At 34.2% G+C, this 12,698-nt stretch carries 19 protein-coding genes; 15 read left to right on the forward strand and 4 right to left on the reverse strand.

The annotated features are described in order from the left end of the window. The first annotated feature begins 103 nt into the window (after positions 1-103). From KI356_RS20345 to KI356_RS20355, 3 genes are all read left to right on the forward strand, one after another. On the forward strand, positions 104-667 hold the full coding sequence (locus KI356_RS20345; RefSeq protein WP_128280654.1) for a GNAT family N-acetyltransferase: 564 nt from the start codon (positions 104-106) through the stop codon (positions 665-667). Continuing rightward, entirely contained in the window at positions 664-1,368 is a 705-nt protein-coding gene (locus KI356_RS20350) for an SDR family NAD(P)-dependent oxidoreductase (protein ID WP_212936278.1), read from the forward strand. Before KI356_RS20345 ends, KI356_RS20350 begins: the two co-directional genes overlap by 4 nt. 75 nt (positions 1,369-1,443) lie before the next feature. Further along, positions 1,444-2,343, forward strand: a complete 900-nt coding sequence (locus KI356_RS20355; RefSeq protein WP_212936279.1) for a PhzF family phenazine biosynthesis isomerase — start codon at positions 1,444-1,446, stop codon at positions 2,341-2,343. Positions 2,344-2,378: 35 nt separating this feature from the next. Here the strand turns inward: KI356_RS20355 and KI356_RS20360 are convergent, their stop codons facing one another. Next, positions 2,379-2,588 carry a hypothetical protein gene (locus tag KI356_RS20360; protein ID WP_002121018.1) on the reverse strand — a complete coding sequence of 70 codons (210 nt, stop codon included), beginning with the start codon at positions 2,586-2,588 and terminating at the stop codon, positions 2,379-2,381. An 84-nt stretch (positions 2,589-2,672) separates the two neighbouring features. On the opposite strand from KI356_RS20360, the gene KI356_RS20365 reads away from it, so the two are divergent. From KI356_RS20365 to KI356_RS20390, 6 genes are all read left to right on the forward strand, one after another. Beyond that, entirely contained in the window at positions 2,673-3,422 is a 750-nt protein-coding gene (locus KI356_RS20365; RefSeq protein ID WP_212936280.1) for a Nif3-like dinuclear metal center hexameric protein, read from the forward strand. A gap of 5 nt (positions 3,423-3,427) precedes the next feature. Continuing rightward, positions 3,428-3,919: an NUDIX domain-containing protein gene (locus KI356_RS20370; protein ID WP_128280650.1), complete on the forward strand. Its 492-nt coding sequence runs from the start codon at positions 3,428-3,430 to the stop codon at positions 3,917-3,919. A gap of 109 nt (positions 3,920-4,028) precedes the next feature. Beyond that, a complete protein-coding gene (locus KI356_RS20375; protein ID WP_234842440.1) occupies positions 4,029-4,877 on the forward strand; it encodes a phosphotransferase in 849 nt (282 codons plus the stop codon). A gap of 26 nt (positions 4,878-4,903) precedes the next feature. Further along, positions 4,904-5,461: a DUF7010 family protein gene (locus KI356_RS20380; RefSeq protein ID WP_128280648.1), complete on the forward strand. Its 558-nt coding sequence runs from the start codon at positions 4,904-4,906 to the stop codon at positions 5,459-5,461. 28 nt (positions 5,462-5,489) lie between these two features. Next, positions 5,490-6,314, forward strand: coding sequence for an MBL fold metallo-hydrolase (locus KI356_RS20385; protein ID WP_212936281.1), 825 nt, complete (start codon positions 5,490-5,492; stop codon positions 6,312-6,314). 16 nt (positions 6,315-6,330) lie between these two features. After that, positions 6,331-6,897, forward strand: a complete 567-nt coding sequence (locus KI356_RS20390) for an SGNH/GDSL hydrolase family protein (protein ID WP_212936282.1) — start codon at positions 6,331-6,333, stop codon at positions 6,895-6,897. A 49-nt stretch (positions 6,898-6,946) separates the two neighbouring features. Here KI356_RS20390 and KI356_RS20395 read toward each other — a convergent pair whose 3' ends face one another. Then, on the reverse strand, positions 6,947-7,363 hold the full coding sequence (locus KI356_RS20395; protein ID WP_212936283.1) for an SRPBCC family protein: 417 nt from the start codon (positions 7,361-7,363) through the stop codon (positions 6,947-6,949). An 89-nt stretch (positions 7,364-7,452) separates the two neighbouring features. Further along, positions 7,453-7,797: a winged helix-turn-helix transcriptional regulator gene (locus KI356_RS20400; protein WP_000860825.1), complete on the reverse strand. Its 345-nt coding sequence runs from the start codon at positions 7,795-7,797 to the stop codon at positions 7,453-7,455. A gap of 642 nt (positions 7,798-8,439) precedes the next feature. On the opposite strand from KI356_RS20400, the gene spxA reads away from it, so the two are divergent. The 4 genes from spxA to KI356_RS20420 all read left to right on the forward strand — a co-directional run bounded on the left by spxA (position 8,440) and on the right by KI356_RS20420 (position 10,111). Further along, positions 8,440-8,835, forward strand: a complete 396-nt coding sequence (spxA, locus tag KI356_RS20405) for a transcriptional regulator SpxA (RefSeq protein WP_212936284.1) — start codon at positions 8,440-8,442, stop codon at positions 8,833-8,835. Positions 8,836-8,882: 47 nt separating this feature from the next. Beyond that, entirely contained in the window at positions 8,883-9,017 is a 135-nt protein-coding gene (locus tag KI356_RS20410) for a BA3454 family stress response protein (protein ID WP_002146538.1), read from the forward strand. 189 nt (positions 9,018-9,206) lie between these two features. Further along, positions 9,207-9,620, forward strand: coding sequence for an Rrf2-family transcriptional regulator SaiR (gene saiR, locus KI356_RS20415; RefSeq protein WP_128280644.1), 414 nt, complete (start codon positions 9,207-9,209; stop codon positions 9,618-9,620). Positions 9,621-9,778: 158 nt separating this feature from the next. Beyond that, positions 9,779-10,111, forward strand: a complete 333-nt coding sequence (locus KI356_RS20420; RefSeq protein ID WP_033718111.1) for an IDEAL domain-containing protein — start codon at positions 9,779-9,781, stop codon at positions 10,109-10,111. A gap of 122 nt (positions 10,112-10,233) precedes the next feature. Here KI356_RS20420 and KI356_RS20425 read toward each other — a convergent pair whose 3' ends face one another. Next, positions 10,234-10,716: a VOC family protein gene (locus KI356_RS20425; RefSeq protein WP_212936285.1), complete on the reverse strand. Its 483-nt coding sequence runs from the start codon at positions 10,714-10,716 to the stop codon at positions 10,234-10,236. A 584-nt stretch (positions 10,717-11,300) separates the two neighbouring features. Here KI356_RS20425 and KI356_RS20430 point away from each other — a divergent pair. After that, complete coding sequence (locus KI356_RS20430) at positions 11,301-11,816, forward strand: heme-degrading domain-containing protein (protein ID WP_212936286.1); 516 nt, start codon at positions 11,301-11,303, stop codon at positions 11,814-11,816. Between the two features lie 42 nt (positions 11,817-11,858). Continuing rightward, positions 11,859-12,332: a tautomerase family protein gene (locus KI356_RS20435; RefSeq protein ID WP_212936287.1), complete on the forward strand. Its 474-nt coding sequence runs from the start codon at positions 11,859-11,861 to the stop codon at positions 12,330-12,332. Positions 12,333-12,698 lie beyond the last annotated feature (366 nt).

Consider the following 12,698-nt stretch of genomic DNA (forward strand, 5'->3'; position numbering starts at 1 on the left):
TAACTGGATTTTTGTTTATAAAAAACATAATAATTTACTAGATTTTGTATTTTGTGTAAGATAATAAAGAATATTCGATTAATAATTAAAGGAAGAGATATAAATGAAGCTGCCACTATTGCAAGTAGAGACAGAGAGACTTATTATCCGTCCATTTCAAAAAGAGGATTATGAAAGTTGGTTAGATGGATTCAATAAGAGGTTACCATCTCAATATAAATACGATGATGGCTATCATGACATGTCGTCTTCAACAAAAGAATGGTTCACGGAATGGATAAGAGGATTTGATGAGGCGGCACGACGGGATGAAATGTACGTTCTAGGTATTTTTCAGAAAGAGGATGGCGCCAATATTGGAAAGCTAGAACTTATAAAAATTTTACGAATGGACTATCAATGGGCGATGATGGGCTACTCTATTCATAATCAATATTGGAAAAATGGATACGGAGCAGAAAGTGTAATAGCTGCGCTGCCATTATTTTTTAATAGCCTTCAATTTCATAGAATTGAATTACATATACATATCGATAATGAGCCATCCGTTCGTCTTGCAGAAAGAGCAGGTTTTTCATTTGAATGTAAGAGAGAAGCATTTTCTCAGGAGAATGGTAAGTGGGCAGATTTTCTTATTTATTATAAAAATAAGGAGATGGATATATGAGGGTACTTATTACAGGTGGAAATCGTGGATTAGGGCTAGAGTTAGTAAAAATATTTCATGAAAATGGACATATTGTTTATCCGCTAGTTAGAAGTGAGGAATCGATAGAACAATTAAAACAGATGTGTACCTCTAGATGTTTTCCTATATTAGCAGATTTATCAGCTGATGATAGTACTGAACGTATTAAGGAGCAGCTTGAGAAATATACGGAGCATATCGATTTAGTTATAAATAACGCTGGAATACCTGGAAAGGAAACCGAGATTTTACGGACAAATTCAGAAGAGTTAACAGAACTATTTAATGTTCATTGCTTAGGAGTTATTCGAGCTGTAAAAGGTACATATGTGGCTTTAACTAAGTCGAATCAACCAAGAATAATAAATGTATCCTCTCGTTTAGGTTCATTACATAAAATGGCCGGAAAAGAATTTCCGCAAGGGCAGTTCTCATATTCATATCGGATCGCAAAAGCTGCACAAAATATGTTAACGCTCTGCTTACAACAGGAGTTTGAGAATGAAGGAATTGGTGTAACCGCAATTCACCCTGGGAAGTTAAAGACTGACATTGGTGCTTTTGATGCGAATATGACTCCTGCGGAAGGAGCACAAATTATATATGATTGGGTAATAGATTCAAATGAGGATGTGTCAGGGAAGTTTATTGAGCCGGGTGTAGGGGAATTGAAGTGGTAAAGTACGATCTTACAACCATTCAAAATATATTTGGACCTTCAAAAAAATTTTAAAAGAGGATTAGGGGATATGAGAATGAAAAAAGTAAACGTAGTCCATTATGATGCATTTAGTAATAAACCGAACATGGGAAATCCAGCAGGTATTGTATTAGAAGGAGATGGATTAGCGGAAGAGGAAATGCAACTCATTGCTGAAAAGGTTGGATTTAACGAAACAGCTTTTGTTCTTTCTTCAGAAGTAGCAGATGTAAGAATTCGCTATTTTACGCCTGGTCATGAAAATGATTTATGTGGTCATGCGACAGTAGGGACTATATATGCACTTCATGAAAGAGGATTATTAGAAGGGAAACACAATTTAACAATTGAAACGAAGGCAGGGGTTTTGCCAATACATATAGGTGCGAATAAAAGCGGGGAAACTTTTATTAAAATGAGACAAGCAACACCGCGGTTTCAAAATTTTACAGGTTCCAAAGAGGCATTAGCTCACAGTATTGGTCTTGAAGTGAATGATTTAGATGAAAATTTACCGATTGTATATGGAAGTACTGGTATTTGGACTTTAATTGTACCTATTAAAAAAATTGATGCATGTGAAAGAATGAAACCTAATAATAATGAATTTCCATCGGTGCTAAAAGAAATGCCAAAGGTTGCGATCCATCCACTTTGCTTGGAAACGTATGATGCAGAAGCAAAAATGCACGGTCGTCATTTCTCATCACCTTATTCTGGAACAATAGAAGATCCAGTGACAGGAACAGCTTCAGGTGTAATGGGAGCGTATTATGCGACGTATTTGGAGAAAGATTTTGATCATGAATTGGAGTTAATCATTGAGCAAGGACAGGAAATGAATAAAGATGGTCGTTTAACGGTTTATGTAACGAAAGATGTAGAAGATGGGAAGTTACAAATTGATATTGCTGGAACAGCGGTATATGTGAAAGAGTTTGAAATTTCAATATAAAAGAATAAAGCCCAGCACATAGCTGGGACTTCTCTCTATCTGTTCAATACTTCAATATACGAAGCATCTCCAGCTGTTCTAATAGTAGAGCGGAAATTATTATGTTCTAAAGTTTCAGCAACTTGTTTTAATTGCTGTGCATCATCATGATGAATAAGTAAGCTGTCGGAACCACTTTCTTCTATATGAATATGCTCAACATTTCCAATCGCTTCATGTATAGCTTTTAAAAATTCAGGTTTCATATTGTCCTCCTATATGTATGTAACGTCGTTAAATAGTATTTCCTTATTTTTGAAATATAAAAGTAGAAGAAAGGAGAAATGAAAATGAATATAACACAGTTTAAAGAACATATTACATCACTTTTTGAAGAGCATCTTAATAAATACGGTGATGACGAGTATGGCTTCACTCACCTTAGTAAAGAGGAATTTCACAAAATAGGTTACACAACAAATTTGACGCTAGAGACGATTGAAGAAGCATATCGAAATGGGGTTGATATGATAGTTACACATCATGCGCCGTGGAGTTTTTTATTCGGTATGGAAGAGGCTTGTATTGAGAAATTAAAAGAATATGAAATGAATCATTTTTGGATTCATTTGCCGTTAGATTTTGTAAAGTTTGGCACATGTACGTCGTTGTTTAATGAAATTGGGATAGATACAATACTGGAATATTCCACGTATGAAAAAGAAGAGCTACCGGGAATAGGAGAATATAAAGAAGCGATTCCATTTTTAAACTTAGTTGGAAAACTTGAAGAGAGAATGGAAGAGAAAGTGAAGAGCTGGAAAAATCATGACAGACCAGTGAAACGGATTGCGATTTTAACGGGTGCAGGGAATAATACAAATTTGATTGAGCGTGCGCTAGAAAAAGGTTGTGATACGTACATAACAGGAGAAAAAACATTATATACAGTGCATCATGCGAAATTTAAAGGCATTAACTTAATTGTAGGTAGTCATACGTTTACAGAAGTGTTTGGTGTAGAAAGTTTGGCTCGTAAGTTAAAAGAAAGAGATAATTCAATAGAAATTACTAGATTAAATGAAGATCATTTGGAGTGATGAAAATGGTCACGATATATGCAACTTATGGAGAAGAAAAAGTGAAGTTAACATGGAAAAGAGATTGTACATTACCAGAGTACGAGAAGATTACGAGTGTGCATGGCTTTTGTTTTTATGAAGATAAAGTGTTGCTCATTGATCATCAAAATCGCGGTTGGGACTTTCCAGGTGGACATATAGAAAAAGGAGAACTACCAGAAGAGTGTTTTAAAAGAGAGGCGTGGGAGGAGGGTTACGTAAAAGGAGAATGTACTTTATTTGGATATATTATCGTTGACCATAGTGATAATCCAAATTGGAATGAAAATAGTCCGTATCCAAAAGTAGGGTATCAGCCGTTCTACCGGATGGAAATTAATGAAGTGCATAAGTTTGACGGTGAGTATGAATCCGATAAAAGGATGTTTGTTAGAGTAGAAGAGAGTGCAGCGTATCATTATAAATGGAATGAATTATATGATGAAATATTGAAGGAAGCCGTTGCAGTAAAATAAAATTATTTTTGTTATATTAAGGTGTTGGGAGGATTTCCCTTGTGTTTGTCAAATGATAGTAAAGTTGTCTTTTGAATTAAGGGAATATTCAGGGTATAAGGGTGAGGGAATGGACATTTCAGTAATCGCTGAAAAACTAGTTAATGAGAAGGTTATTTCACATTATCCGAAAAGCATGAAAGTGTTGAACGGAGGAACGACAAGTACAGTATATTTGTTGGACGCGAAATACGTTGTAAAGCTGAATGAATCAGAAGTGATACGTGAAGAAGCTGATTTTCTTTCTTTTTATGAAGGGAATACTTTATTTTCAAAGCTTTTGTATAAGGAACCTGTAAATAGATATATTGTGTATTCATTCCTCGAAGGGAGTACTTCGTGCGAACGTGGATATAAACGAATTACGCTTAGTACACTTGTAAAGGAAGCTATTAATAAGTATGAAATAGTTTCAGATATAGATGGATGGGGATGGAAAGAAAGTCCGGTTCAATCTTGGAATGAATTTTTAACAACAAATGTGATAGAAGCTTATGAAAACCTAAAACCATATATAAGTGATGAAGAGTATAGAACTGTTCTTAAGCTTACAAATAGTCCAAATAAGGGGACTGGAATAAATAAGCCATTTTTATTGCATGGTGATCTTGGATTCCATAACTTTATATTTCAAAAGAATAAGTTAACGGGTGTGATAGATCCTTTACCAGTCTTAGGAGATCCTATATACGATTTAATTTACGCGTTCTGTTCAACTCCGGAAGATTTAATGAAAGAAACAATTGATTATGTGATGAAACAATGTGTATTTCATAAAAAAGAACGAGATTTATATGAGGAAATAATTATAGGTTTATTTTTGCGTATAGATACGTGTTTAAGACACCACCCGAAAGATTTAGAAGATTACTTAGTAGCTTGGCGTTATTGGATGGACGAAATTGAGATGAATTTATAGAACGAATATTTTGGGGAGATAGTGAAATGAACATTTCAGAAGCAAAAAGAGATTTAGCACAAAAAACGAAGAAGGGATTTCCCGTTATAATAGCTGGTCTTTTATTTTGGATTGTAGCGAGCATAACTGGTGTTCTTCTTTCTGAAAAACAAGTTGTGTGGGTGTATTTAATTGGTATGGGATGTGTGTTTCCTTGCGGCTTAATGATAGCTGCTATATTGAAAATTGATATGTTTGCGAAAGGAAATCCGCTAGGGACTTTAGCGGGAGTAATTGGTGGGATAAATGTATTAAATATTCCGCTTGTATTACTTGCCTATTTTCAATTTCTAGAATGGTTACCTTTTGTAGTAGCGATGTTAATAGGAGTTCATTTTGTACCGTACGTATGGATTTATGAAAGTAAAAGTTATGGGTTTTTATCAGTAGGAACTGTATTAGTAACGTCAGTATGTGGGATTCTTTTTGCGGAAAAAGGATTTATCGTAATTCCTATGGTGGTTACAGTTGTTTACTTTATTACTCTTATAAGCGTATCGCTTGAAAATAAAAAAGCAGAAAATAATCAACAAATATCGGCTTAATAAAAAATAAAAGGATAGGAGAAAAACGATGAACAATTTCGTTTGTACAACGTGTGGCGTGCAGTATGCAGCGAGTGTGGAAGAACCGGTAAGTTGTCATATTTGTGATGAAGAGAGGCAATATGTTAATCCGAAAGGCCAGTCTTGGACGACTTTAGAAAACTTGCAAACGAGTGATGCGTATAAAAATGAAATTATCGAAGAAGAAAAAGGACTGTATAGTTTTACAACTAAACCAGGATTTGCGATCGGTCAGACGGCATTTGTAGTGAAAACAGAGTCATATAGTTTACTATGGGACTGTATTACTTATTTAGATGAAACGACAATTGCGAAAATAAAAGAGCTTGGCGGATTAGATGCAATTGCATTATCTCACCCGCATTATTACTCAACGCAAGTAGAATGGGCAGAGACATTTGATGTACCCATTTATATACACGAAGACGATAAAGAGTGGGTAATGCGTCCGAGTAGTCGTATTATATATTGGTCTGGGGAGTCTTTACAATTAGCTGATGGATTGGTCATTCATCGTTTAGGAGGCCATTTTAAAGGAGGATCTGTCTTACATTGGGAAGAAGGTAATGATGGAAAAGGAATTTTGTTAACAGGTGATATCATTCAAGTTGTAGCGGATCAACAATGGGTGAGTTTCATGTACAGCTATCCAAACTTAATTCCATTACCAGCACGGAAAGTGGAGGAAATGGCGAATCGAGTGAAGCCGTTACAGTTTAATCGTTTATATAATGCTTTTCACCGAGTAGTAAAAGAAAATGCAAATGAGGCAGTTGAACGTTCTGCTGAAAGATATATGAAAGCGATAGAAGGAAAGTTGTTTCATACGTAAAAGGAGAGTTAGCTTTATGAAAACTTTAGTATGCTTCGGAGATAGTATTACAGCTGATGAAACATTTTTTGGTGGAACGCCAAGGTTAACACCACGTTTGCAAGAGATGTTTCCAAATTGGAAAGTGGTTAATGCAGGTGTTCCGGGTGATAATACGTTCGATGCACTACAAAGGATTGAAGAGGATGTATTATCACATGAACCAGACTTTGTAACAGTTTTTCTTGGTACGAATGATGCAGTTTCTTTTGCTCAAGTGCCATTACAAGCATATAAAGAAAACTTAGAGAAAATTGTAAGCACGATTTCACCAGAAAAAGTATTACTTATTAGTCCGGCGCCAGTTGATGAAGAAAGACAACGTAATAGAACGAATGAAGTACTTGGCCAGTATGCAGAAGTTGTAGAGGAAGTAGCGAAGCAAACCGGGAGCCATTTTCTAAATTTGTATGCTGAGATGATTCAGGAAGAAAATTATAAAATATTCGTAGAAGATGAAGAAAAAGATGGTTTGCATTTTGGGCTAGAAGGCTATGAGTATGTAGCGAAGTTAATTGGTGAAAAGTTAAAAGGGATTTTATAAAAAAGCAAAGCGATATCGCTTTGCTTTTCATCGTTTTTTTAAAGGTGGATCAATCTAGAAATGCTTGTTGCAATGCTTTCAGTCCATCGCTGTAGATGCCATGAAACAGATTAATTGCCTCTTCATCACTAACCCCTACAGGAGTGAAAGTACCAGACCACTCTACTAATGATGTGTTATTTTCAGTACCTTCTTTAACCTGGATTGTGGATAGATAATTATTGACTGGGAATGGTGCATTCATAATTGAATACGTGTAGTAGTGTTCCTTATCATTGAATACTTCTAGGCGCTCTATAATCGTATCACCATCTGGATTAGCTAGATGACGTACGCGTCCACCTTCAGTTACTTTGCTGCTAGGTATATAAGGTAACCAGTCTGGAAGGGAGTTAAAACCTCCGATTAATTGCCATACTTGTTCAGGTGAAGCAAAAACTGTCATAGATGTAGTAGTATGTGCCATATTTATTAGACTCCTTTTTATCCCGCTATTTGCAGGGAAATAATCAGTGGGGGATGAAGAAAACCCCCACTGATTAAAGTTTCACTTTATTATTCATCAGCTGTAATAAGCATGGATGTGTTCCCGTTTTTTTCAAGATGAACTTCTCCCCAAGTACAGAGGGAATCGAGTATGGCTCCTAAAGACGAACCGTAATCCGTTAAAGAATACTCTACTTTCGGTGGCACTTGGTCATATACTTTTCTTTGGATTACATCGTCTTCTTCTAATTCACGTAATTGCTGTGTTAGCATCTTTTGTGTAATACCAGGCATTAAACGTTTTAATTCGCTCGTTCTTTTTGTTCCTTTCTTTAAATGACAAAGGATAACAACTTTCCACTTTCCACCAATAACTTCTAAAGTCGCTTCTACAGGAATATTGTATGTCTTCATTAAAAAACCTCCTTTGATGAATTTAGATTTCAGTTTTGGGGCCACATACGTTTTCGTACTAAAATATTTCTTTTTAGTGCCTATAAAACTTTAAAGTGCGTACTATTTATTGTACTAAATATATTTCATAATAACCGATGTAAGAGGGAAGTAAGCAGAACTGTACTAGAAAGTTTATATGTTACTTTTTAGTACCTATAACACTTTGAAGTGCGTACTTTTTATTATGCTAAATATATTCGATAATAGCACTTGTAAGCAAGAAATGAATAAAATGTACTGTAAAGTACATTGGGAAATGGTTAGCCATAACACTATGGGGATATTCACATAAAAGAAAACGATATGTTACGTTAATAGAATTAATCCAAGACTTAACAGTTGATTAATAGAACTGTAAAGTTTAAAATTACAGTACGCTTTTTAGAAGCGAGTTGTCATCGTCTGTAAAATGTAGTTTCAACAATTTTATAGAAGAAGCATTTTAAAAAGAAATGAATAGTAGAGATAAACGAAACATTGCCGAATAACTAACATTACGTAAATTTGATTCTAAACTGTAATTTTTTTTAATACATTTCATTAACCCATACTTGAAATAAGTGTACATTTGATAAAAAGCATTAAAGGAGTGTGTAAAATATGGTGATTCTATATACAACAGTAAGCTGTGGTTCATGCCGAAAAGCAAAAGCATGGCTTGAGGAGCATCAAATTGATTATATTGAAAAAAACATCGTATCAAATTCTATGACAGTTGATGAACTTAAATCAATTCTTCGTTTAACTGAAGAAGGGGCTACTGAAATTATTTCGACTAGATCCAAAATTTTTCAGGAATTAAATATAAATATTGAGGCGCTTTCGCTTAATGAATTTTATAAATTAATAATTGAACATCCACAAATGTTGCGTCGCCCAATTATGCTAGACGAAAAAAGATTACAGATTGGTTTTAACGAGGAAGAAATTCGTAAATTTTTACCACGCAGCGTTCGAACATTTTTGAACATTGAATTGCAAAAGTTGGCTAATTAATAAGTAATATTTCTTAAGGGAAATTTTTTGAAAGGAGGAAGTAGAAGATGATTGAAGTATGCGTTACAGTTAATTATAAAAATAGAAATTATCAAACAAATGTTATTGTGAGCAAAGATACGATCTGGACAAAAATTGAACAATTGGCAGAAGAACAAGTCAAGAAACAGTGGAATCTTTAAATTTATTTTACACTTAAAGAGCTAAATGAAGTAATGGAACATAGATGAGCTCGGATAGAATACAAAGAAATTTATTTCTTCATGGTAAGAATTATTTATATATTTTAACGTTTGACAAACTTATCTGTAATATTTATGGTTACAGTATGTTGAAAAGTGATTATTAATTTATATCGTAGGAGGAAGACTATGAACAGTGACTTTACCTTGGCTATTCACAGTTTAACTTATTTAGCTCTACAGCCAGACCGGATGTCAACAAGTAATGCTATTTCAGAAAGTGCCGGTGTTCACCCAGTACGCATCCGCAAAGTGCTAAGTTTGTTAAAAAAACATAAGTTTATACAATCAAAAGAGGGGACTGGTGGAGGATTTATTTTTGCTCGAGATTTAAGTGAAGTTAGTCTCTGGAATATTTATCAAATAACCTCAGAAGGTGCTTTGCAACCTAAATGTCCAGAATCGAATGACCAGTGTATTGTAGGTTCGAATATGCGAAAAGTCCTTTTTACTATTTTCTTAGGTGCTGAAGAACATCTAGGTGAATATTTAAAGAACTATACATTGAAAGAAGTTGTTGATCTTATTAATCAAGAACGATGAGCGGTTTGATTGTTATATAGCCGTGAAGTTCTTAACGCTTAAATGTAATAAAAAACAGTACAGTTTGGTTTTTATATCTTGTTTGCCGTCACTAAAAAATGAGAAGTTATTCTATTTTATTAATACTAAAATCATTTGTAAGAAGGTGAAAAAGTATGATGTCAAATAATAATCCTGTTTTAGAAGTAGGAGATTGGGTTCGAGGAATATCAAGGGAGGGTGAATTAATAACTGGTTATATTGAATCATTTGATACCCTAGGAGAATTAGTGAAGGTAATGGTTATTAGATGTGACAACGAGGACACAATAAGCAAAACAATTTCAATTTTAAGTAAACACGTTAAAAAACTCCCTGAATCAAAGGCAATAAACAAGGAGCAAATCCTTTTTCTGATAGATCTGGCATTAGTAACCGGAGATGAAGAATGGTTTATCGGGCTTTCTTCAAAATTAAACGCGATAAAAGAGCTAGTTAATTTTCACGACTAGCGACAAAAAAGCCACCTTTCACATAAGGTGGCTTTTTCGGTACTCACATGAGCAAAACTTAGTATCTTTTCACAAGTTCATTGTAGCGCTGTAAAAAATACAAACACCTTAATATATTTTAATTAGTCACGTCTAAATGGACCTTTTGGAGCAATAAGCTCTAAATTAGTACCATCTGGATCACGGAAGTAGGCAACTCCTGTACCAAATCCAGATTTTAAGCCATCTTCTTCTTGAAAGACAATTGGCGCACCATCTGGTTGTACCCCAATTGCTTTTAGACGTTCTACAGCGGCATCAATATCTTTTACTTCAAAACAAAGATGCATTGCGCTAATTTGATCATTTGAGTAACATGCTTTATCTGATTTAGGGACAATATATTCTAAAATGTCGATGTTCAAATTGTCTAAGTGAAGGTTGGCATATTTAATACGAGTATCTTCAAGTCCTTGGGTCTGCGCCATTCTCTTTCCGCCAATTTCATCGATGTTCGATACTTTTTTACCTGTTAATGCTTCATAAAAAACGATAGATTTTTCTAAATTACTTACAGTAATTCCAACGTGATTTACTTGCGAGAAGCCTGCTGTTTTTTCACTCATTTTTGTTGCCTCCTATTTTTTTAGGTGGTGTAATTGTGAAACTTATAAAAATGGACCTTAAATGATAACATGACAAACAAGTTTTCTTTGAAAATTTATTCTTTTCATCAATGTTTTACTGTAATTAAAATGAGCCTTTAATAAAAGTTCTATTCTTAGTCTTTTGTAACAAGATAGGAAAGAGTTTGTGCATGGAATATAAGAGTGTTTTTTGATCAGAAAAGAATCTAGTATCGGCTAGGTTCTTTTTATTTTTCGTTTGTCTTGATAAAAAAAATTGATGAAATTGGATTACAACCATTGAGCAAAAAAAGTTAGTTATTAAAAATATTATTCTTTAGTACATACATTTTTAATATGTTAAATATATTTCATAATAGTCTCTGTAAGAGGAGGATAAGTAGAAAAGCACTTTAAAGTACCTATAGCACTTTAAAGTGCGTACTTTTGATAACTTTGAATATCATTCATAATAGCACCTGTAAGAAGAAAGTAAGCTTTACGGTACTAGTTACTCGATGTTACAGCAGTTTATATTCAGATTGATTGAAAGGTTGTACTATATAGCCTAATAATTTCAAAAAATGCCGGTGGGGCATAAAACAGTTATGGAGGTTAAAGATATGAGTACTTCAAATTTGAGTGAAATAAGTAAACAAATTTTAATAGAGGAGGAAACACTTCAATTTTCCTCTTTTACAAATGAAGATGCTTTGCAACTAGGTTTATTTATCGTTGAAACAGCAAAGCGAGAGGGAAAATTGATTGCTGTTGATATAACGAAAAATGGTGTGCAATTATTTCATTTCAAGATGACAGGGACAAATGAGGAAAATACGAAATGGATTGAGCGTAAAAAACGAGTCGTTTCCCTGCATGATCATAGCTCGTATTATATGCAGATACAAAGTGAAATAACTGGAATCTCATATAATGAAAAATATCTTTTAGATACTTCGGAATACGCTGCGTTTGGTGGATGCTTTCCTATCAGAATAAAAAACGTAGGGGTTATTGGAATGATAACAGTTTCAGGATTACCACCAGAAGAAGATCACGAATTGGTAGTAAGAGCAGTTAAAAATCATTTGAACCAATAGTTGTAGCTAGTGAATAAATAATTAACTTTAGGGGGCAATACTATGCCATTAATTGAGCTAAATACTTGGCCGACCATGTCAACAGAAGAAAAAAAGGAATTCATTTATAATGTAACTGAACTTACAACAAAACTATTAAAAATTGTCCCTGACAAAATTCAAGTGTTGATAACTGAACTTGAGAAAGAAAATTGGGGGAAAGCTGGGGCTGTAGCAAGTGATGCTACCTTTGCTGAGAAAAGTAGAGTGTCCAATTGGGAGACAAAAGAGCCTTACAATACACTAGATAGTAACGTTGATGGAATGGCTATTATCAAGATTGATATATGGAATACATTTGATCAAGATACAAAGGATAAGTGGGTAAACGAGCTTACACAATTAACATCTAAATATACTCATGCACCTTTGGATAAAGTCCTTATTCTTATTCGTGAAATGATTCCAGGAAACTGGGGGCAAAGTGGTGTAACGGGAGCCGATAAAGAATTCCTTTCCAAAAGTCGTACATTTTAATCGTTAAATAAAAAGGCCTTTTTATCCCGCATTAACGGTCAGTAAAACTCCCACCTCAAAAACCAGCGAATGCAAGGAAGTTAGGTGGGAGATAACTGCCCGTAAATGCCCGATTGGTTCAACTAATAATCAGTGGGGATAGACAAAAACCCACTGATTAAAGTTTCACTTTATTTTAATATCGTTTATATTATGACTTTTGAATTGCTTTACGCTATGTAGAGAACTGATTCTAAAATAGTATTAAAGTTTGACATGTAATCATGCATTCTATAATATATGTGCTATAGCACATATATTATAGGTTATTTTGGAGGTGGCATATGGACTTATATGATTTAACAGGATATCTTGTTCATCGTACTG

Origin of the sequence: Bacillus hominis, from assembly GCF_018332515.1 — a bacterium.
Lineage (GTDB): Bacteria > Bacillota > Bacilli > Bacillales > Bacillaceae_G > Bacillus_A > Bacillus_A hominis.

Coding starts and splice junctions, on each gene's coding strand:
- KI356_RS20345 (WP_128280654.1), top strand. CDS start 104: ATGAAGCTGCCACTATTGCAAGTAGAGACAGAGAGACTTATTATCCGT.
- KI356_RS20350 (WP_212936278.1), top strand. CDS start 664: ATGAGGGTACTTATTACAGGTGGAAATCGTGGATTAGGGCTAGAGTTA.
- KI356_RS20355 (WP_212936279.1), top strand. CDS start 1,444: ATGAAAAAAGTAAACGTAGTCCATTATGATGCATTTAGTAATAAACCG.
- KI356_RS20360 (WP_002121018.1), bottom strand. CDS start 2,588: ATGAAACCTGAATTTTTAAAAGCTATACATGAAGCGATTGGAAATGTT.
- KI356_RS20365 (WP_212936280.1), top strand. CDS start 2,673: ATGAATATAACACAGTTTAAAGAACATATTACATCACTTTTTGAAGAG.
- KI356_RS20370 (WP_128280650.1), top strand. CDS start 3,428: ATGGTCACGATATATGCAACTTATGGAGAAGAAAAAGTGAAGTTAACA.
- KI356_RS20375 (WP_234842440.1), top strand. CDS start 4,029: ATGGACATTTCAGTAATCGCTGAAAAACTAGTTAATGAGAAGGTTATT.
- KI356_RS20380 (WP_128280648.1), top strand. CDS start 4,904: ATGAACATTTCAGAAGCAAAAAGAGATTTAGCACAAAAAACGAAGAAG.
- KI356_RS20385 (WP_212936281.1), top strand. CDS start 5,490: ATGAACAATTTCGTTTGTACAACGTGTGGCGTGCAGTATGCAGCGAGT.
- KI356_RS20390 (WP_212936282.1), top strand. CDS start 6,331: ATGAAAACTTTAGTATGCTTCGGAGATAGTATTACAGCTGATGAAACA.
- KI356_RS20395 (WP_212936283.1), bottom strand. CDS start 7,363: ATGGCACATACTACTACATCTATGACAGTTTTTGCTTCACCTGAACAA.
- KI356_RS20400 (WP_000860825.1), bottom strand. CDS start 7,797: ATGAAGACATACAATATTCCTGTAGAAGCGACTTTAGAAGTTATTGGT.
- spxA (WP_212936284.1), top strand. CDS start 8,440: ATGGTGATTCTATATACAACAGTAAGCTGTGGTTCATGCCGAAAAGCA.
- KI356_RS20410 (WP_002146538.1), top strand. CDS start 8,883: ATGATTGAAGTATGCGTTACAGTTAATTATAAAAATAGAAATTATCAA.
- saiR (WP_128280644.1), top strand. CDS start 9,207: ATGAACAGTGACTTTACCTTGGCTATTCACAGTTTAACTTATTTAGCT.
- KI356_RS20420 (WP_033718111.1), top strand. CDS start 9,779: ATGTCAAATAATAATCCTGTTTTAGAAGTAGGAGATTGGGTTCGAGGA.
- KI356_RS20425 (WP_212936285.1), bottom strand. CDS start 10,716: ATGAGTGAAAAAACAGCAGGCTTCTCGCAAGTAAATCACGTTGGAATT.
- KI356_RS20430 (WP_212936286.1), top strand. CDS start 11,301: ATGCCGGTGGGGCATAAAACAGTTATGGAGGTTAAAGATATGAGTACT.
- KI356_RS20435 (WP_212936287.1), top strand. CDS start 11,859: ATGCCATTAATTGAGCTAAATACTTGGCCGACCATGTCAACAGAAGAA.